15 protein-coding genes are annotated in these 19,000 nt (G+C 65.9%); 5 read left to right on the top strand and 10 right to left on the bottom strand.

Annotated elements, in window-relative coordinates; genetic code table 11:
* Positions 1–18: 18 nt before the first annotated feature.
* From ACQR1X_RS15140 to ACQR1X_RS15125, 4 genes are all read right to left on the bottom strand, one after another.
* Positions 19–1,095 (bottom strand): enoyl-CoA hydratase/isomerase family protein, encoded by a 1,077-nt coding sequence (locus ACQR1X_RS15140; protein WP_434899118.1) that lies wholly within the window; start codon positions 1,093–1,095, stop codon positions 19–21.
* Positions 1,092–2,237 carry an isobutyryl-CoA dehydrogenase gene (locus tag ACQR1X_RS15135; protein WP_434892520.1) on the bottom strand — a complete coding sequence of 382 codons (1,146 nt, stop codon included), beginning with the start codon at positions 2,235–2,237 and terminating at the stop codon, positions 1,092–1,094. The genes ACQR1X_RS15140 and ACQR1X_RS15135 overlap by 4 nt, the downstream gene beginning before the upstream one ends.
* Positions 2,238–2,439: 202 nt before the next feature.
* The gene (locus ACQR1X_RS15130; RefSeq protein WP_434899117.1) at positions 2,440–3,936 is read right to left on the bottom strand and encodes a CoA-acylating methylmalonate-semialdehyde dehydrogenase; all 1,497 of its coding nucleotides are present in this window, start codon (positions 3,934–3,936) and stop codon (positions 2,440–2,442) included.
* Positions 3,937–4,123: 187 nt separating this feature from the next.
* Positions 4,124–4,780, bottom strand: coding sequence for a TetR/AcrR family transcriptional regulator (locus tag ACQR1X_RS15125; RefSeq protein WP_315803152.1), 657 nt, complete (start codon positions 4,778–4,780; stop codon positions 4,124–4,126).
* A 154-nt stretch (positions 4,781–4,934) separates the two neighbouring features.
* Here ACQR1X_RS15125 and ACQR1X_RS15120 point away from each other — a divergent pair, with 154 nt between their 5' ends.
* The 3 genes from ACQR1X_RS15120 to ACQR1X_RS15110 all read left to right on the top strand — a co-directional run bounded on the left by ACQR1X_RS15120 (position 4,935) and on the right by ACQR1X_RS15110 (position 8,399).
* The gene (locus ACQR1X_RS15120; protein WP_434899116.1) at positions 4,935–5,705 is read left to right on the top strand and encodes an enoyl-CoA hydratase; all 771 of its coding nucleotides are present in this window, start codon (positions 4,935–4,937) and stop codon (positions 5,703–5,705) included.
* Positions 5,706–5,842: 137 nt separating this feature from the next.
* Complete coding sequence (locus tag ACQR1X_RS15115) at positions 5,843–7,030, top strand: thiolase family protein (RefSeq protein ID WP_315803150.1); 1,188 nt, start codon at positions 5,843–5,845, stop codon at positions 7,028–7,030.
* An 85-nt stretch (positions 7,031–7,115) separates the two neighbouring features.
* Positions 7,116–8,399, top strand: a complete 1,284-nt coding sequence (locus ACQR1X_RS15110; RefSeq protein WP_434899115.1) for an MFS transporter — start codon at positions 7,116–7,118, stop codon at positions 8,397–8,399.
* 2 nt (positions 8,400–8,401) lie between these two features.
* On the opposite strand, the gene ACQR1X_RS15105 is transcribed toward ACQR1X_RS15110, so the two are convergent.
* Both ACQR1X_RS15105 and ACQR1X_RS15100 read right to left on the bottom strand, forming a co-directional pair.
* Positions 8,402–9,961: an acyl-CoA carboxylase subunit beta gene (locus ACQR1X_RS15105; protein WP_434899114.1), complete on the bottom strand. Its 1,560-nt coding sequence runs from the start codon at positions 9,959–9,961 to the stop codon at positions 8,402–8,404.
* Positions 9,891–10,877, bottom strand: a complete 987-nt coding sequence (locus ACQR1X_RS15100; protein WP_434899113.1) for an IclR family transcriptional regulator — start codon at positions 10,875–10,877, stop codon at positions 9,891–9,893. The genes ACQR1X_RS15105 and ACQR1X_RS15100 overlap by 71 nt, the downstream gene beginning before the upstream one ends.
* 384 nt (positions 10,878–11,261) lie before the next feature.
* On the opposite strand from ACQR1X_RS15100, the gene glsA reads away from it, so the two are divergent.
* Positions 11,262–13,121 (top strand): glutaminase A, encoded by a 1,860-nt coding sequence (gene glsA, locus ACQR1X_RS15095; protein WP_434899112.1) that lies wholly within the window; start codon positions 11,262–11,264, stop codon positions 13,119–13,121.
* Positions 13,122–13,797: 676 nt separating this feature from the next.
* On the opposite strand, the gene ACQR1X_RS15090 is transcribed toward glsA, so the two are convergent.
* The 4 genes from ACQR1X_RS15090 to ACQR1X_RS15075 form a co-directional block, all read right to left on the bottom strand.
* A complete protein-coding gene (locus ACQR1X_RS15090; RefSeq protein WP_315803145.1) occupies positions 13,798–14,154 on the bottom strand; it encodes a Zn-ribbon domain-containing OB-fold protein in 357 nt (118 codons plus the stop codon).
* On the bottom strand, positions 14,151–15,287 hold the full coding sequence (locus ACQR1X_RS15085; protein ID WP_316183646.1) for a thiolase family protein: 1,137 nt from the start codon (positions 15,285–15,287) through the stop codon (positions 14,151–14,153). The genes ACQR1X_RS15090 and ACQR1X_RS15085 overlap by 4 nt, the downstream gene beginning before the upstream one ends.
* A 346-nt stretch (positions 15,288–15,633) precedes the next feature.
* Positions 15,634–16,800 (bottom strand): acyl-CoA dehydrogenase family protein, encoded by a 1,167-nt coding sequence (locus tag ACQR1X_RS15080; RefSeq protein WP_316183645.1) that lies wholly within the window; start codon positions 16,798–16,800, stop codon positions 15,634–15,636.
* Positions 16,801–16,804: 4 nt separating this feature from the next.
* On the bottom strand, positions 16,805–18,010 hold the full coding sequence (locus ACQR1X_RS15075; RefSeq protein ID WP_434899111.1) for a CaiB/BaiF CoA transferase family protein: 1,206 nt from the start codon (positions 18,008–18,010) through the stop codon (positions 16,805–16,807).
* A 264-nt stretch (positions 18,011–18,274) separates the two neighbouring features.
* Here ACQR1X_RS15075 and ACQR1X_RS15070 point away from each other — a divergent pair, with 264 nt between their 5' ends.
* Positions 18,275–18,700, top strand: a complete 426-nt coding sequence (locus ACQR1X_RS15070; RefSeq protein ID WP_011926088.1) for a GFA family protein — start codon at positions 18,275–18,277, stop codon at positions 18,698–18,700.
* The last annotated feature ends 300 nt before the right edge of the window (positions 18,701–19,000 follow it).

Genomic DNA, 19,000 nt, shown 5'->3' with positions numbered 1-19,000 from the left:
CTCCCCTCGACCTGATTGTTATCTCGTTTGCGGAAATGCCAGCTCGTCGGCGCCGATCTCAGCTAGATAGCGCGCCAGCATCTCCGGCGTCACCTGATCGACATCCGGCGGCGACCATTTGGGATTGCGGTCCTTGTCGATGATCGCGGCGCGGACGCCTTCGCGAAAGTCGTCGCTGCGGAACACTTCGAGTGCCGCACGATACTCGCGCACCAGGCATTCCTCCAGCGACGCCGCTCCGCGCGCCAGCCGCAGCAGCTTGAGCGTCACGACCATGCCGCGCGGCGACTTCTCCTTGAGCATCTTCTGCGTCGCCAGCGCCAGCTCCGATCCATCCGCGTCCAGCGCCGCGAAGATGTCGTGCATGCTGTCCTGGGCAAACCAGGCGTCGATCTTGGCCTGCTGCGCAGCCACCGGCCCGGCCGTCTCGTCCGTTGCGAAGCCCGCGATCAGCCGATCGATCTCGATCGAGAGCGTGCCCGGCCGGACCTTGGTCAGAACCTCGCGCAGCGCCGGCCAGCTCGAAGTCGGCACGACGGCATCGGCAAAGCGCGCATGGATCGCATCGGGCCCGTTCATGGTCTGCCCGGTCAGGCCGAAATAGGCGCCGAGTTCGCCCGGCGCGCGCGATAACAGCCAGGTGCCGCCGACGTCGGGAAAGAAGCCGAGGCCGACCTCGGGCATCGCAAGCTTCGTTTTCTCGGTCACGATGCGGTGGCGGCCATGCGCCGACAGGCCGACGCCACCACCCATCACGAGCCCATCCATGTAGGCGACATAGGGTTTTGGGAACGCCGCGATGCGCGCGTTCATGATGTATTCCTGACGCCAGAACACCTTGCCAAGGTCGCCATTCACCTTCGAGCTTTCATAGAGCCCGCGAATGTCGCCGCCCGCGCAAAGTCCCCGCTCGCCCGCGCCTTCCAGCACGACAACCGCGACGGCCGGATCGACCTCGAACTGATCCAGCGCGGCGTCGATGCCCATCGACATCTCCAGCGTCATCGCATTGATCGCCTTCGGCCGGTTCAGCCGGATGATGCCGGCCGAGCCCTCGCGGCGGACGATCAGGTCGCCTTCGAGGACCTCGCTCATCGCGCGGCCTCGATCAGCTTGCGCGACACGATCAGCCGCATGATCTCATTGGTGCCTTCGAGGATCTGGTGTACGCGCAGGTCACGCACGATCTTCTCGATGCCGTATTCGCTCAAATAGCCGTAGCCGCCATGCAGCTGCAGCGCCTGGTTGGCGACCTCGAAGCCGACATCGGTACCGAAGCGCTTGGCCATTGCGCACAGCATGGTCGCGTCAGCATCCTTGCGGTCGAGCGCGGCCGCCGCACGCCAGACGAAGGTGCGCGCCGCCTCCAGCTCGATCGCCATGTCGGCGATGCGAAACTGCAGCGCCTGGAATTCGTCGAGCCGCTTGCCGAACGCCTTGCGCTCTTTCGTATAGGCCAACGTCTTGTCGAGCGCCGCCTGCGCACCACCGAGCGAGCACGCGGCAATGTTGAGGCGGCCGCCGTCGAGCCCGGCCATCGCGATCTTGAAGCCGATGCCCTCCTCGCCCAGCCGGTTGGCGACCGGCACGCGCGCATTCTCGAAGATCACGGCGCGGGTCGGCTGCGCATTCCAGCCCATCTTGCGTTCATTGGCACCGAACGACACGCCGGGGGTATTGGCGTCGATCACCAGCGTCGAGATGCCGCCGGGACCGTCTGCTCCCGTGCGCACCATTGCGACCAGGATGTCGGTCGCGCCCGCGCCGGAGATGAACTGCTTCTGCCCGTTGAGCACATAGTCGTCGCCGTCCCGCACCGCGCGCGTGCGTAGCGCCGCCGCATCGGAGCCAGCGCCCGGCTCGGTCAAACAATAGCTCGCGATCAGGTCCATGGCGCAGAGCTTCGGCAGGTAAGCCTGGCGCTGCGCCTCGGTGCCGAAGGTGTCGATCATCCACGAGGCCATGTTGTGGATCGAGATGAAGGCCGAGACCGTGGGGCAGCCGGTCGCCAGCGCCTCGAAGATCAGCGCCGCGTCGAGCCGGGTCAGGCCGGAGCCGCCGACGTCATCGCGGATGTAGATGCCGCCCATGCCAAGACTTGCGGCCTCGCGCATCACATCCACCGGAAAATGCTTCTCCTCGTCCCAGCGCAGCGCATGCGGGGCGATCTTCTCCGCGGCGAAGGCGCGCGCCATGTCGCGCACCGCGATCTGATCCTCATTGAGAGCGAACTGCATTCGTTCTCCGCGTTTCCCTGGCTTGTTATGTTGGCTTCGGCGCTTCTCCGAACTCCGTCATTGCGAGCGTAGCGACTTGTCCGCCGAAGCCTCTGGGCGGAGGCGGAAGCAATCCAGAATCGTTCCACCGCGGCAGTCTGGATTGCTTCGTCGCTTCGTTCCTCGCAATGACGACGGAAAGGGCCCTTAACGGACCCTGACGTCACTTCATCAGCGGGATCGAGAACTCCGCGCCTTCCTTGACACCGGAGGGCCAGCGCGAGGTGACGGTCTTGGTCTTGGTGTAGAAGCGGATGGAATCCGGGCCGTGCTGGTTGAGATCGCCGAAACCGGACTTCTTCCAGCCGCCAAAGGTGTAATAGGCGATCGGCACCGGGATCGGCACGTTGATGCCGACCATGCCGACATTGACCTTGGCCGCGAAGTCGCGCGCGGCGTCGCCGTCGCGGGTGAAGATCGCAACACCGTTGCCGTAATCATGCTCCGACGGCAGCGCCAGCGCCTCGGCATAGTCCTTGGCACGCACGACCGAGAGCACCGGTCCGAAGATCTCTTCCTTGTAGATCCGCATATCCTTGGTGACGTTGTCGAACAGACAGCCGCCCATGTAGAAGCCGTTCTCGTAGCCCTGCATCTTGAAGCCGCGACCGTCGACGGCGAGCGTCGCGCCCTCCTTGACGCCGATCTCGACATAGTTCTTGACGCGCTCGACCGCCTCGCGGGTCACCAGCGGGCCGAAATCGGCGGACGGATCGACGGACGTGCCGATCTTGAGGCTTTCGACGCGCGGGATCAGCTTATCCATCAGCCGATCGGCGGTGGTCTTGCCGACGGGCACCGCGACCGACACCGCCATGCAGCGCTCGCCGGCCGAGCCGTAGCCGGCGCCGATCAGCGCGTCGACCGCCTGGTCGAGATCGGCGTCGGGCATGATGATGGCGTGGTTCTTGGCGCCGCCGAAGCACTGGCAGCGCTTGCCGCGGGCGGCGGCGCGCTCATAGATGTACTGCGCGATCGGCGACGAGCCGACGAAGCCGATCGCCATGATGTCCGGATCCTCGAGGATGGCGTCGACCGCCTCCTTGTCGCCGTTGACGACGTTGAGGATGCCCGGCGGCAGACCGGCCTCGATCATCAGCTCGGCGAGCTTCATCGGCACGCCCGGATCGCGCTCCGAGGGCTTCAGGATGAAGGCATTGCCGCAGGCGATGGCAGGGGCGAACTTCCACATCGGAATCATCGCCGGGAAATTGAACGGCGTGATGCCGGCAACGACACCGAGCGGCTGGCGCATCGAATAGATGTCGATGCCCGGGCCCGCGCCTTCGGTATATTCGCCCTTCATCAGGTGCGGAATGCCGCATGCGAACTCGACGACCTCGAGCCCGCGCTGGATGTCGCCCTTGGCATCGGGGACGGTCTTGCCGTGCTCACGCGCGAGCAACTCGGCGAGCTGGTCATAATCGCGCTGGGCGAGTTCCAGAAACTTCATCATCACGCGCGCGCGGCGCTGCGGATTGGTGGCGGCCCAGGCCGGCTGCGCGGCCTTGGCGTTCTCGACCGCGGCGCGGAGCTCGGCGCGGGATGCCAACGCGACCTTGGCCTGAACATCGCCGGTCATGGGCTCGAAGACATCGGCCGTCCGTCCGGACGTGCCCTTGACCTCTTTGCCGCCAATGAAATGACCGATCGAACGCATGGGGTATCCTCCGCAGGGGTAAGCAGTGCCGATTTGGCCGGCATCTTGCAGTCTTTGCGGCGTTTGGGAAGGGTCTAGGCGCTGATCGGCGCTGCGAAAATGCAGCCCCTTCGCTCGGTCGGCACGATCACGGCAGACCCCGCGACGTGCAGCGTGCCGCGTCCAGCATCCGACCCCACACGAGGGATCAGCGCTTTGCGGCGGCCGTCTTCTTCGCAGGCCTGTTCGCGGGCGTTCGCGCGGGGGATTTCCCCGCCGGTCCGCCGCCACTGGCGACGGCCAGCGCCACCTCGCGCCCGGAGCTCAGAATATCGTCGGACAATTCGCCGCTGCCGGTCAGTCGCGCCATCACGAGCGTCCCCGTCAGCGTCGCAAGCATCGCCGAAGCGCGCTTTCGCGCCGTCCTGGCCGGAACGTCGACGATGTACTCGGCGAACAGGTCGATCAGCTCTTCCAGCTTCGCGGCAAAAGCCTTGCGGGTCTTGGCGCTCTCACGGGCGATTTCCGCCCCGAGCGCAGGAACCGCGCAGCCGTGACCGACATCGTCACGATGCCCCGCGGACAGATAGCCATCGACGATCGCCGCAAGCCGCTTCTGCGGCGGCAACTGGTCCAGCAGCTTGCGCCAATGCTCCATCGAACGGTCGATCGCATAACCGAACGCCTCCACCACCAGCGCCTCGCGCGAATCGAAATGCGCGTAGAAGCCGCCGTGAGTCAGTCCGGCCTCCTTCATCAGGTCGGCAACCCCGACGCCGTGAGCGCCGCGCTCGCGCAGCCGCACCGATGCCTTGCGCACGATCCGCGCGTGGGTTTCCGCCTTGTGTTCCGGAGAGTAGCGCATTGCCGTCCCATTGAATGTCTGCGGTCATACTATAACAGCTCTGCGTCCTGCTCGCTGCAGCTATTTGATGAATTCGAGTTGATCTAAATCAACTTCGCTGGCCTGATTTATTCCCGACACACCCCTGTTGCCCAGGAACCCGACGAGGACGACGATGGACATGCTCAATTCCCACTGCGGCGTGAGTCGTGACGGCCGCGGCGTGGTCCGGCTGACGATCTGCAATGCCGGCCCGCTCAATATTCTCGGTTCGGCGGCGATTCTCGACGTGGAAGCCGGCCTGCAATCGCTCGCTTCCGAGGCCGGCATTCGCGTTCTCGTTTTGGCCGGCGAAAGCGGGAAGAGCATGATCGGCGGCGCCGACATCAAGGAGATGGCGACGCTCGACCAGGCGTCAGCGGAAACCTTCATCTCGCGACTTGCCGGGCTCTGCGAAGCGGTGCGACATTTTCCTGTCCCCGTGATTGCGCGGATGCCGGGGTGGTGCCTGGGTGGCGGATTGGAGGTCGCAGCAGCCTGCGATATCCGCGTCGCGGGGCATGATGCCAAGTTCGGCATGCCCGAAGTGCGTGTCGGCATCCCGTCGGTCATTCATGCCGCGCTGTTGCCACGTCTCATCGGCTGGGGCCGCACGCGCTGGCTGCTGATGACCGCCGAGACGATCGACGCGCCGACCGCGCTCGCCTGGGGCCTCGTCGATGCCGTCGCCGCCGAGGGAGAACTCGACATCGCGGTCGAGAAGGCCGTGGCATCCCTGCTCGCCTGCGGCCCCGAAGCGCTGCGGACTCAGAAGGCCCTGCTGCGTCAATGGGAGGAGCTGCCGCTGAAGGAGTCGGTCGAGATATCGATCCGCGCCTTCGGACGGTCGTTCCTGACCGATGAGCCAAAACGGCTGATGCAACATTTCATCGACCGCAAGCGATAGCAATTTCCTCCAAGTCTCGGCTCTCGGAGCCCGGCAGTCTTGCGCCAGCTTCACGATGGTTCAGCAGGGATCGCCGGGGTTTCCTTTTGCGAGACGCTATTATATGATGGTCATCATCTTTTATCAGGGAGCCTGTCATGGCCTCATCCGATTCCGTCGTGATCCTGTCCGCCGCCCGCACTCCGTTGGGCCGTTTCATGGGCGAATTGTCACCGCTGAGTGCGAACAAGCTCGGCGCGCACGTGATCGGATCGGCGCTCGAACGCGCCACCGTCTCGCCCGATGCGGTCCAGGAGGTGTTCATGGGCAACGTACTGTCGGCCGGCCAGGGCCAGGCTCCGGCACGGCAGGCCGCGCGCGGTTCCGGCCTGCCGGACGCCACGGGCGCGACCACGATCAACAAGGTCTGCGGCTCCGGCATGAAGGCGACGATGTTGGCGCTCGACATCATTCGGGCGGGCTCGGCCGAGATCGTCGTATCAGGCGGCATGGAGAGCATGAGCAACGCGCCGTATCTGCTGACCAAGGCGCGCGGCGGCTATCGTGCCGGCCACGACCGGATCCTCGATCACATGATGCTGGATGGCCTGGAGGACGCCTATGAGACCGGACGCTCGATGGGCGATTTCGGCGAGGCCACGGCCGAGGCCTATCAGTTCACCCGCGCCGACCAGGATGCCTACGCCATCGAGACGCTGACGCGTGCGCGCAAGGCGGTCGAAGGCGGGGCATTCAAGGCCGAGATCGCCCCGATCACGATCGTCGAGAAATCCGGCCCCCGCCTGGTCGTCAATGACGAGCATCCGCTGAAGGTCGATCCGGCGAAGATCCCGGCACTGAAGCCGGCGTTCCGCAAGGATGGCACGATTACGCCCGCGGCGTCCTCCGCGAATGCGGATGGTGCTGCGGCACTCGTGCTCGCCACGCGATCGCGTGCCGACCGCGACGGGCTGCCTGTCCTCGCGGAGATCAAGGGCCACGCCACGCACAGCCAGGAGCCGCAATGGTTCACGACGGCGCCGATCCCGGCGATCCGGAAGCTGCTCGACAAGGTCGGCTGGCAGGTCGAGGATGTCGACCTGTTCGAGATCAACGAGGCGTTTGCGGTCGTCGCCATGGCCGCGCAGCGCGACCTCGGCATTGCGCGCGACCGGCTGAACGTCAACGGCGGCGCCTGCGCACTGGGCCATCCGATCGGCGCCACCGGCGCGCGGCTGATCGTGACGCTGCTGCATGCGATGCAGGCCCGTGGACTGAAGCGCGGTGTCGCCGCGCTATGCATCGGCGGCGGCGAGGCGACGGCGATCGCGCTCGAGCGACCGTGATGTCCTGAATCGAGGGAACTTAGCCATTTATGTCGTCGACGCGTCCTGGCAAAATGGGCGCAATCCTCATCGGACTGAGAAGCACATGATCTCGAACCGGCTCGCGGCAGCACTCGCACGGCGCAACATCCACTATGGCTGGGTCATGGTGGCCGTAACATTCTTTACGGCCCTGGTGTCGGCCGGCACGGTGGGGGCGCCGGGCGTGTTCATCGTGCCCCTCCAGCAGGAGTTCGGCTGGAGCACCGCCGAGATCTCCTCGGCACTCTCCATCCGCTTCGTGCTGTTCGGGCTGATGGCCCCGTTCGCCGCCGCCTTGCTCAACCGCTATGGCCTGCGCAACATCACGTTGCTGGCCCAACTGATCGTGGTCACTGCGCTGCTTTCGTCGTTGGCGATGAGCCAGGTCTGGCACCTCGTGCTGCTGTGGGGCGTCGTGATCGGCATCGGCACTGGCATGACCGCCTTGGTGCTGGGCGCGACCATCGCCACGCGCTGGTTCGTCGCGCGTCGCGGCCTCGTGGTCGGGGTTCTCACCGCCAGCGTCGCCACCGGACAGCTGGTGTTCCTGCCGCTGCTCGCCAGCCTCACCGAGCGGCTCGGCTGGCGCGTCGCGCTTGCGCTCGTCTGCATCGCGCTCGGCGTGTCCGCGACCGCCGTGCTGCTCTTGATGCGCGACCGGCCGAGCGACCTTGGCCTGCGCCCGTACGGCGACAAGGGCACCGAGCCGATCGCAACGCCCGCGCCCGTCACGACGCCGATCCTGACGGCTGCGCTCGGCACCCTCCGCGACGCGGCGCGCGCGCCGGTGTTCTGGATGCTGTTTGCGACCTTCTTCATCTGCGGCGCCTCGACCAACGGCCTCGTCCAGGTGCACCTGATCCCGATGTGCCTCGACTTCGGCATCCCGCAGGTCCAGGCCGCCAGTCTGCTCGCCGCAATGGGCATGTTCGACTTCGTCGGCACGATCGTGTCGGGCTGGCTGTCCGACCGCTACGACAATCGCTGGCTACTGTTCTGGTACTACGGCCTGCGGGGGCTCTCGCTGCTGTTCCTGCCGTTCACCGACTTCTCGTTCTATGGCCTGTCGCTGTTCGCGATGTTCTACGGCCTCGACTGGATCGCCACCGTGCCGCCGACGGTGCGGCTGACGGCGCAGCGGTTCGGGCCCGAGCGGGCCAACCTGGTGTTCGGCTGGGTGTTCGCCGGACATCAGCTCGGCGCCGGCACCGCGGCGTTCGGCGCGGGGCTGTCGCGCACGCTGTTGCAGAGCTATCTCCCGGCGTTCTTCATCGCCGGCGCTCTCTGCATCATCGCCGCGCTGCTCGCGCTGGCTATCTCGCGGCAGGCCAAGCCTGCCGCGGCGTGAGCTCACGGCCGCGTCGTCATCGCCGTCGGCGGCCCCGGCGTGCGCAGCGGCTCGGCGAGACGCGCGAACTCGCACAGCAGCGCGCGCGTCTTGCGGGGGTCGATGATCTCCTCGACCCAGAACTTCTCGGCGGAGCGGAACGGCGAGCGCAGCTTGGTCAGCCGCTCCTCGATCTCCTTCAGCTTCGCCTTCGGATCAGGTGCGGCATCGATCTCCGCGCGATAGGCCGCCTCGATGCCACCCTCGAGCGGCAGCGAGCCCCAATGGGCCGACGGCCAGGCATAGCGGATCGAGAAGCGATCGGCCGGCTGATGCACGACGCCGGCGACGCCGAAATTGTTGCGCACGATCACCGTGCACCACGGCACCGTCGACTGGTTGACCGCGGCCATCGCGCGCACGCCGTGGCGGATGGTCGCCGCCTTCTCCGCCTCCAAACCGACCATGAAGCCCGGGCAGTCCATCAGGTAGACGATCGGCAGATGGAAGGTCTCGGCGAAGTCGACCCAGCGGATCACCTTCTGGCAGGCGTCAGCGGTCCATGAGCCGCCGTAGTGATAAGGATCGCTCGCCAGCACCATCACCGCACGGCCTTCGAGCCGGGCGAGGCCGACGATGAGCGGGCGGCCGTAATTCTGTGACACCTCGAAGAACGAGCCGTTGTCGACGACGGACTCGATGATCGGGCGCATCTTGTAGACGCGGCGGCGATCCCGCGGCACGGCGCTGATCAACTGATCGTCCGCGCGCTGCGGATCGTCGGTGCAGGGCAAGGTCGGCGGCAGCTCATGGACCGACGACGGCAAATAGGACAGGAAGCGGCGCGCGCAGGCGAACGCTTCCGCCTCAGTGTCGACCGCGTGGTCGACGCCGCCCGCCTTGGTCTGGATGTCGGCGCCGCCGAGCTCCATCTTGCCAAGGTCCTGGCCCAGCCGCTTCACCACCGGCGGACCGGCGACGAACATCGCCGACTGCCTGGTCATGACGGAGTAGTGGCTCGCCGCGAGTCGCGCTGCGCCCAGGCCGGCAACCGAGCCGAGGCCGAGCGCGACCACCGGGACCAGCGACATGTTCTCGGTCGTGTAGCGGTACCAGCGATTGCCGCCGATGCCGCCAGGCAGGTTCGCCGCGCCCTTGGTCTCGATGGTCTTGACCGAGCCGCCGCCGCCGGAGCCTTCGATGATGCGGATGATCGGCAGACGGAAGTCGTGCGCCATCTCCTCCGCCATCAGCGGCTTGGCGGCGATCGACGCATCGGCCGAGCCGCCGCGCACGGTGAAATCGTCACCGACCACGACCACGGTGCGGCCGTCGACGCGCGCGCGCCCGAACACGCAATTCGCAGGCGTGACGTGCTTGAGCTCGCCCTGCTCGTCATACTCGCCGAGGCCGGCGACCGCGCCGATCTCGTGGAAGCTGCCGGGATCGACGACGCCGTCGATGCGCTCGCGAACGGTGAGACGGCCCTGGTCGTGCTGACGCTTGACCTTGTCAGGCCCGCCCATCTCCCGCGCGAAGGCTTCGCGCCGGGCCAGTTCCTCGAGCTCCGGCTGCCAACTCATTCGTTCCCCCTGCCCCGGTGATGGTCTTGTTCTTATGGTTGGTCTTCGCGTTCACCTGGAGCGGTTTTCTGTCCATCCGGCTGTTGAAGACGTCGGCTTCGGCGCCCTGCAATAGCGCCGCGATGCTGCGGCCCAGCTCGCGCATCGGCTGGGCGACCTCGTCGTGCAGCCGCTGCTCGTCGTACATCGCCGACAACAGCCCGATCGTGAGCACGACATAGGTCTGGTATTGCGGCGACCACAGCGGCAGCGCGACGCCGTTGATGTGAGCACTCCACAGGCCGCAGGCCACGACGTAGCCGTGCTCCTTGAGAAACTGCCTGTTGTGCTCGAGGCGTGGCCGCAGCAGCTTGGCCGCGTCCGGCATCTCGCGCTCCATCTCGGCCAGCAGGGCGTCGCCGACCTCCGGCTCGAGCGCGGCGACATAGGCATGCCCGGCCGCGGTCGAGGCCATCGAGATGCGGCTGCCGGTGGTCTCATGCAGGCCGAGCGCGTTGGCGGCGCGGCCGAACTCGAGATAGACGAGGTGGAAGCGGTCGGGAATCACGAAGCCGACCGTTCCGGGCAACTGCTCGGCGACGTCCTGCAGCCGCTGCCGGATCAGATTGCGCAACTGCAAGCCGCGGGTCATCGACGTGCTCATCGCCACCGCGCTCGGGCCGATGCGGTATTTCTGATCGCGCGGCAGGTAGACCAGCTGGCCCATGCGGGTCAGCGTGTGCGTGAGCCGCGACACCGTCGACCGCGGCAGACCGCAGCGGTTGGAGATTTCGAGATTGCCGAGCCGCGCCTCGTGCCCTTCGAAACAGCGAAGCACGTCGAACGCCCGCGACACCACCTGAATGACCTCGCCCTCGCCGGCGAGATCTCCGGGCAGCATGCTGCCCCTGCTCAATCGCTCAGACCGTCGTCCCATCCGTTTCCCACCAATTCCGTCATGCGGAATGATATTCCGCTTATCGAACAAGCTAGCCCAGCCATTTTGCCGTCACAACAGTAGACCGTCTCTAAAAGCCACCGTTCTTCAGCGTGTTGGCACAAGACTCGACGCCCTCGCACAATCGGCAGCGGGATGCGGGAGTAACGATCATCGCCGGTTCCAAATGGCGGTACCGGAGCGCTGGCTTTCGATCGGCATCCCCTCCTGCGCATGGCAACACCGGGCGGTCATCACGCCCGCGAGCCCGCTCAAACGGTGGGCAGCGGCAACATTTGACCAGCCTTGCGACAAGTGTGGGCTGGCTGCGCCCTCGCGGCTGCGACATAACCGGCGCGAGACCTTGTTCCCGCCGAGCTTCCGATGACCACCCACCCGACGCCGATCAGAAATCCTCAGCATTGGGCGACGGCCGCCATGCCGCCGCTGCAGCGCTTCCTGTCCGCATGCCATGCCGACTTCTGGCCCGATCATGACGGCGCCGTCGCGAACTACATCCCCGAGCTCGGCAAGGCCGACCCGTCGCATTTCGGCATCAGCCTCGCTACGCTCGACGGCCACATCTACGAGGTCGGCGACAGCCGTGTGCCGTTCACGATCCAGTCGATGTCGAAGCCGTTCGTGTTTGCGCTCGCGCTCGATACGCTCGGCTCCGACGAGGTCGAACGCGTGATCGGGGTCGAGCCGTCGGGCGATCCCTTCAATTCGATCCGGCTCAATGCGCAGAACCATCCGTTCAATCCGATGGTCAATGCCGGCGCGATCGCCTGCAGCGGCCTGATCCGCAGGGCCCGGCATGACGGCGCCTTCGAGACCATCCGCGACGCGCTCGGCCGCTTCGCCGGCCGCAAGCTCGATGTCGACGACGCGGTGTTCGCGTCGGAAGCGGCCACCGGCGATCGCAACCGCGCGATCGCCTATCTGCTGCGGACGTCGGAGGTCATCAGGGAGCCTGTCGACGAGGTGCTCGCGGTCTACTTCCGACAATGCGCCGTGCTCGTCACCGCGCGCGACTGCGCGATCATGGCGGCGACGCTCGCCAATCGCGGCGTCAATCCGGTCACCGGCGAGCAGGTGGTGACGCCCTATGCGGTGTCGCGCACGCTGTCGGTAATGACCTCCTCGGGCATGTATGACTTCGCCGGCGAGTGGATCTACCGCGTCGGCATTCCCGCCAAGAGCGGCGTCGGCGGCGGCATCCTGGCGAGCCTGCCGGCGCGGCTCGGGCTCGGCAGCTATTCGCCCCGGCTCGACGGCCACGGCAACAGCGTGCGCGGCATCAAGGTCTGCGAGGCGCTGTCGGCCCATTACGGCCTGCACATGCTCAACCGCTCCGACGATGCGCGCACCACGATCATCGCCGACTACGACATCGGCGCCAGCCCGTCGCGGCGCAGCCGCCGCGCCCAGGAGCGCAACATCCTCGCCGCGCATCCCGACGCAGTACGCGTGCTCGAGCTGGTCGGCACGCTGTCCCTCTCCAACGTCGACTACGTCTCGCGCCAGCTTGCGGCGGGCACACGGCCGCAATTCGTCATCGTCGACCTCCATCGCGTCACCGCGATGACGCAAGCCGGCCTGCGCCTGCTCTCCGAGCTGTTTCACGAGCTGGCCGACTTTCACGTCACCGTCGTGCTGTCGGGCATCCGCCGCAGCTCGCCGGAATGGCAGGAGATCGCGGCCCGCACCGGCGACATCAAGAACGTGCGCGACTTCTACCTTCTCGACACCGCGATCGAATGGGCCGAGGACCAGATCGTCTATCGCTATGGCGGGGCGATCGACTTCCTCGAAACCACCGAGCTCGCCGAGCAGCCGCTGCTTGCGGGGATCACCGAAGACGAGCGCCACGAGCTCGCGGCGCTGGCAACCATCCGGCACTATCAGCAGGGCGAACGCATCCTGGCGGCCGGCGATGTGGCGGCCTCGCTGTTCTTCCTGCGCTCCGGCGTCGTCCACGTCACCCTGCCCGACGGCATCCGGCTGGCGACGCTGACGGCAGGGCAATGCTTCGGCGAGATGGCGTTGCTTGAGCCCGTGCGCTCCGCCGACGTCGTCGCTGATTTCTCCGCCACCGCCTTCGAGATCTCGCTGGTGGATTTCGAACGTTTCCGCGTGCGACATCCGAAAGCCGGCGAGCGCATCATGCGCAATCTCGCGCAACTGCTGGCCGAGCGTCTGACAATCGCCAATGCGCGGCTCAACCTGCTCGCGGCAGACTGATTTCGCTGCATCGGCCTTCGTCATCGACGTGTCGCACGCGGCCGAAGCAGACAAATACTCAAGGTTGCATTTCACAGCAGTTAGTAGTTCCGGTCGATATCTTTCATCACTCGTATTTGTACGGGCTCGCCCAAACGTTACCGGGACTCGGTCGCAGGACAACCATAAGCGAGCCCAATTCGCGCCGCATTACCCGACGATGTTCTGAACCGTCGATGAACGCCGAGTGGGGACTCGCAAAGCGGACATCGAAGTGGGGTGTTCCGAGTAAAATTCCAGCCGACGTAGCGTGTGTAATTGCGCCACGGAGAGTCGTGTCCAGTGTCCAGGGAGGAAACGGCATGAAGGAAGCCACTAAGAGGGCAACGTCGGAGGCACTCGCGCATATGCTGGCGGTGACGTCCATGATCGTCATCGCCAGCGTCCTGTTCTACGGGCGATGAAGGGCTGTCTGGAGGTTCTGCGTCGCAGTTTCTTCATCGCCCGTAGGTAGGGTTGTGAGCTTGATTGCTCACGCGAACGACCGAGTTGAGTTGCGTTTGAGTTAGTGAGCGTAGCGTAACAGTATTGCGTCAATCGCGCGGCGATCCGGGTCGGGACGAATTTGTGATGCGTATCGTCCCGCCTCGGCCGCCCGCGGTCGGCCTCTCCCCCGACGTCGCCCTGTTTTCCATCATCATTTGGCTTTCCCGAAGTAAGGCACGATGCCGCCTGCGAAGGTGACGAAGCGGGCCGTGACGGGATCGCCGATCGCAAGTTCGTGGTCGCCATGGGCCATGATGCGAAAGCCCTCGCGCATATCCACCAGCACGATGTTGTAGGGCACGTGCGCGCGCGTCTCCGGCGTCGCCGCGCGGCACACGAGTGATGCCGCATAGATGGTGCCTTCACCCGTCGCCGCGTGGTCGGTCAGCGCAAGCGAGCCGCAGGCCGCGCAGAAGTCGCGGCGGAAATACTGCAGGTGGGCGCAGCACGCGCAGCGCTGAAAGCGAATCGCTGCAACACCCCTGGTCCAGTCCGCCGATTCGCTCATCGCACACGCTCCCAGAACATGCTGACATGCGACGACAGCACGCCGCCATCGCCGTGCAGCAGCGCCAGCTCTGCTTCGCGTACCTGGCGAGGTCCGGCGCGCCCCGTCATCTGCAGATGCGCTTCGCTCAGATGCGCCATGGCGCCGCCGACGCCGCAATGGCCGTAGCTCAAGAGGCCGCCATGGGTGTTGAGCGGCACGGCGCCGTCGCGGCCGAAATGACCGGCCCTGACCCGCGCCGCCGCCTCGCCGCGGCCGGCCAGGCCAAGATCCTCGAGCAGCATGCAGAGCGTGATGGTGAAGCTGTCATAGACGGCGGCGTAGTCGACGTCCTGGATGTCCACACCCGCTGCTGCCTTCGCCTTCGCGATCGCAATCTCGGCGCCGAGCGCGCTCAGGGCCGGCGCCGCCGTGACGTGCTGATGCGTGTGCGCCTGGGCGCAGCCGCGCACGCGCACCGCCGTCGCTCCGGTCGGCTCGCGGCTGATGATGATGGCGGCACCGCCGTCGGAGACCGGACAACAGTCGAGCAGCTTCAGCGGCCGCGCGACCGGCTTCGATGCCATGACGTCGGCCACCGTGATGGACTCGTGAAATTGCGCACCGGGATGATCCAGCGCGTGCGTCCGCATCAGGACGGCGAACTCCGCGAGATCCTGTTCGGTGACGCCGTATTCGTGCATGTAGCGCGAGGCGACGAGGCCGTAATAGGCAGGGATCGTCGGCCCGAGCGGCAACTCATAGTCGGGATGGCCGACTTGCGCCAGCGCCTGGATCGAGGCGTCGCGGCTCTGCCCGGTCAGGCGGTTCTCGCCGGCGACGACGAGCATGTGTCTGACGACGCCGGCTTCGACCAGATGATGCGCCAGCATCACCATCGCGAGGCCGGTGGCGCCGCCGACCTGCACGGCGTGGGCATAGGAGGGCGTGATGCCGAAATGCTCGGCGAACACGGTGGCAAGCATGATGTGCGGCGACACCGTGGAATAGCCGCACAGGATGCCGTCGATGTCACGCCGTGTCAGCCCGGCATCGTCGAGCGCAAGCTGCGCGGCCAGGCTCATCAGGTCGAGCGAGGAGCGGCCGTCGTGACGGCCGAACGAGGTGAGGCCGGTGCCGGTGATGTAGGTCATCGTGCCACTCGCTCCCCCGTCATTCCGGGGCATCGCGCAGCGATGAACCCGGAATCTCGAAATGAGAGACGATCGTGCACGACAAGCTCGAGATTCCGGGTTCGCGACTTCGTCGCGCCCCGGAATGACGAGGTCTGACGTACAGAGTCTATTTTTGATCGAGGACGATGCTCCGAGGACAACTGCGCTCCCCTCCCCCTTGCGGGGAGGGGTTGGGGGTGGGGGTAGCCACACAACGAGTCTTTGTGGGGTACCCCCCTCCCTGTCCCTCCCCCACAAGGGGGGAGGGAATGCTGGCATTGTGCGTCCATCACGTCTGCGTTCGCCATCTCAGTGCAATTCATCCTCAATACGATTTCGGCAGGCCGAGGACCTTTTCGGCGATGAAGCTCAGGATCAGTTGCGGGCTGATTGGGGCAATGCGGGGGATCAGGGATTCGCGCAGGTAACGTTCGACGTGGTACTCGCGCGCGTAGCCGAAGCCGCCGTGAGTCATCACCGCCTGCTCGCAGGCGTGGAAGCCGGCCTCTGCAGCGAGATATTTGGCGGCGTTCGCCGCTGGCCCGCACGCCATGCCCTGGTCATATTGCCAGCCGGCCTGCAGCACCATCAGCCAGGCCGCCTCCAGCTCCATCCAGTTCTTGGCCAGGGGATGCTGGATGCCCTGGTTCTGGCCGATCGGGCGGTTGAACACGTTGCGCGTCCGCGCATAGGCTGACGCGCGCGACAGCGCGAGCTGGCCGAGGCCGACGGCTTCGGCCGCGATCAGGATTCGCTCCGGGTTCATGCCGTGCAGGATGTAGTCGAAGCCCCGGCCCTCCTCGCCCAGCCTATCCTCGACTGGAATTTCAAAATCCTCGAAGAACAGCTCGTTGGAGTCGACCGGCTTGCGGCCCATCTTCTCGATCTCGTGCACCTTGATGCGGCCGCGATCGAAATCGGTGTAGAACAGGCTGAGCCCATGGGTCGGGCGCTGCACCTCCTCGAGCGGCGTGGTCCGCGCCAGCAGCAGGATCTTCTCGGCGACCTGCGCGGTCGAGATCCACACCTTCTGGCCGTTGACGATGTAGCGGTCGCCCTTGCGCACGGCGCGCGTCTTGAGCTGTGTGGTGTTGAGGCCGGTGTTCGGCTCGGTCACGGCGAAGCACGCCTTCTCGCTGCCATCGACGATGCGCGGCAGCATCCGCGCGCACTGCTCTTTGGTGCCGAACACGACGACCGGATTGAGCCCGAACACATTCATGTGGATCGCCGAGGCACCGGACATGCCGGCGCCCGATTCCGCGATGGTCCGCATCATGATCGCGGCATCGAGGATGCCGAGACCGGAGCCCCCATACTCCTCGGGAATGCAGATGCCGAGCCAGCCGGCGTCCGCCAAGGCCTTGTGGAAGTCGGCGGGAAAACCGCCCTCCTTGTCCTTCTTCAGCCAGTAGGCGTCGTCGAAGCGCGCGCAGATTTTGGCCACCGCATCACGGATCGATTCCTGGTTGGCGGAGAGCGCGAAATCCATCGTCTCACTCCCTGGCAGGCGCCGGCGTGGTCACGCCGTCGCGGATCATCGCGGCGATCTCCTCGTCCGAGAAACCAAGCTCGTGCAGGATCTGCGCGCCATGCTCGTTCGGCCGCGCCGCCAGACGCTGCGGCTCGGCCTTGGTCTCGGACCAGGTCGCGGAAACGCGGGTGCTGCGGATCGGGCCTTCGGTCGGATGTTCGACCACGGGAAAGAAATCGGTCGCCACGAGGTGCGGATCGTTCAGCAGGCTTTGGAGATCGTGCATCGGCATCACCGGAATGTCCGCCTTGTCCAGCAGTGCGGTCCACTCCGCCGTGGTGCGGGTCTGGAAGATGCGCGCGAGCTCGCCATAGACGATGTCGATGTTGGCGGCGCGACGGGCAAAGCTGTTGAAGCGGTCATCGGCGCGGAGGTCGGTGCGGCCGGATGCTTCGAAGAACGCGTCCCATTGCTTGTCGTTGTAGACGATGACGCAGATGTGGCCGTCGGCGGTCTTGTAGGGCCGGCGGTCCTGCGACAAATGCCGCGCATAGCCGCCGCGGTCGAGCGGCGGCTCATAGGTGAGACCGCCCATGTGGTCGCCCATGATGAAGGCCGACATGGTCTCGAACATCGGCACGTCCAGGCGCTGGCCGCGCCCGGTGCGGTCGCGATGCACAAGGCTGGCGCAGATTGCGCCGACCGCCGTCAGGCCGACGATGCGGTCGACCAGGGCATTCGGCACATAGCGCGGCGTGCCGTCGCCGGCGACGGCCATCAGGTGAGACAGCGCCGCCCCGCCCTGGATCAGGTCGTCATAGGCCGGCTTGGCCGCATAAGGTCCGTTCTGGCCGAAGCCGAACACGCCGGCATAGACCAGCCGTGGATTCAGCGCGGCGACCACCTCGTAGCCGAGGTTCAGCCGTGCCATCGCCTGCGGACGGATGTTGTAGAGCAGGACGTCGGCATCCTTGACCATGCGCAGCACGGCTTCCCGTCCCGCCGGCTTCTTGAGGTCGAGGCAGATCACGCGCTTGCCGCGGTTGGTGTTGAGGGTCACCGGCCCCATGCCGGGATGACGCCAGGGGCCGATCTTGCGGGTGACGTCGCCGTCGGGTGATTCCACCTTGATCACGTCGGCGCCGTAGTCGCCGAGCGTCTGGGCGGCATACGGCCCCATCAGCACGGTGGTCATGTCGATGACCTTGATGCCGGCAAGCGGTCCCATCGCGGCGTCAGCTCCCTCGTTCGTCGTTATGGACAGAGCTAACGGCACACCCGGTTCCGGGGCAAGCGGGCGCGCGCGTATGGGGCCATGCGTGGGATTGCGCCGTCGCAACATTCCGCCGCGCGGATCACTGCCGGACGCCCGCCGTTGCATCGCACCAGATGTTCCGTGCCAACACCTGCATTCTGCGATTCCCTTTCGCCGGGCAGCTGTGTCAGCATGGCAGTCCAACATCCAAAAAGACGATTGAGGGAGAACGCTGTCATGACGCTGTATCAGGGCAAATGCTTCTGCGGCACGGTCGAGCTCGAGGCCGATGGCGAGCCGGAGGCGATGGGTTATTGCCACTGCTCGTCCTGCCGCTCCTGGTCGGCCGGCCCCGTCAACGCCTTCACCTTGTGGAAGCCTTCGAACGTGCGCGTCACCAAGGGCGCGGAGGCGATCGGCACCTATCACAAGACCGACATGAGCCACCGCAAGTACTGCACCAAGTGCGGCGGTCATCTGATGACCGACCATCCGCCGCTCGGCATGATCGACGTCTATGCCGCGACCATTCCGACCTTGAAGTTCACGCCCGGCGTCCACGTGAACTACGCGGAGAGCGTGCTGCCCATCAAGGACGGCCTGCCGAAGCTGAAGGATTTTCCGGCCGAGTTCGGCGGCTCCGGCGAGATGATGCCGGAGTGAGCCAAGGTTCGCTTTCAACAGGCGGGCAAGCATCACCGGCCTCGCGACAGGATTTGTCCGAGCTCTGCTGATCGATGTGGCCCTCTCTTGAAAAAGAGGGCGCAGGGAAGGCCGGGTGCCGACTGGCACCCGTGGCCCCCGTGCGAAAGAAAGCACGGGGAGAGAACCACAGGTTCAGCCGGATCAACCCGGCCCTCCCTGCGCGATGGTCTTCACGCTTATTTCGCGCTCTCCTCGGTGCACCGGCTTTTGGCCACCGTCGCCATTGGGCTCATCATCACCCGCAGGCTTGGCATCAGC

Source organism: Bradyrhizobium sp. HKCCYLRH3073, from assembly GCF_051167995.1.
In the GTDB taxonomy this organism is placed as follows: Bacteria; Pseudomonadota; Alphaproteobacteria; order Rhizobiales; family Xanthobacteraceae; genus Bradyrhizobium.
Note: the sequence above shows the minus strand (reverse complement) of the source record. Positions and strands in the feature narration are given on the sequence as shown.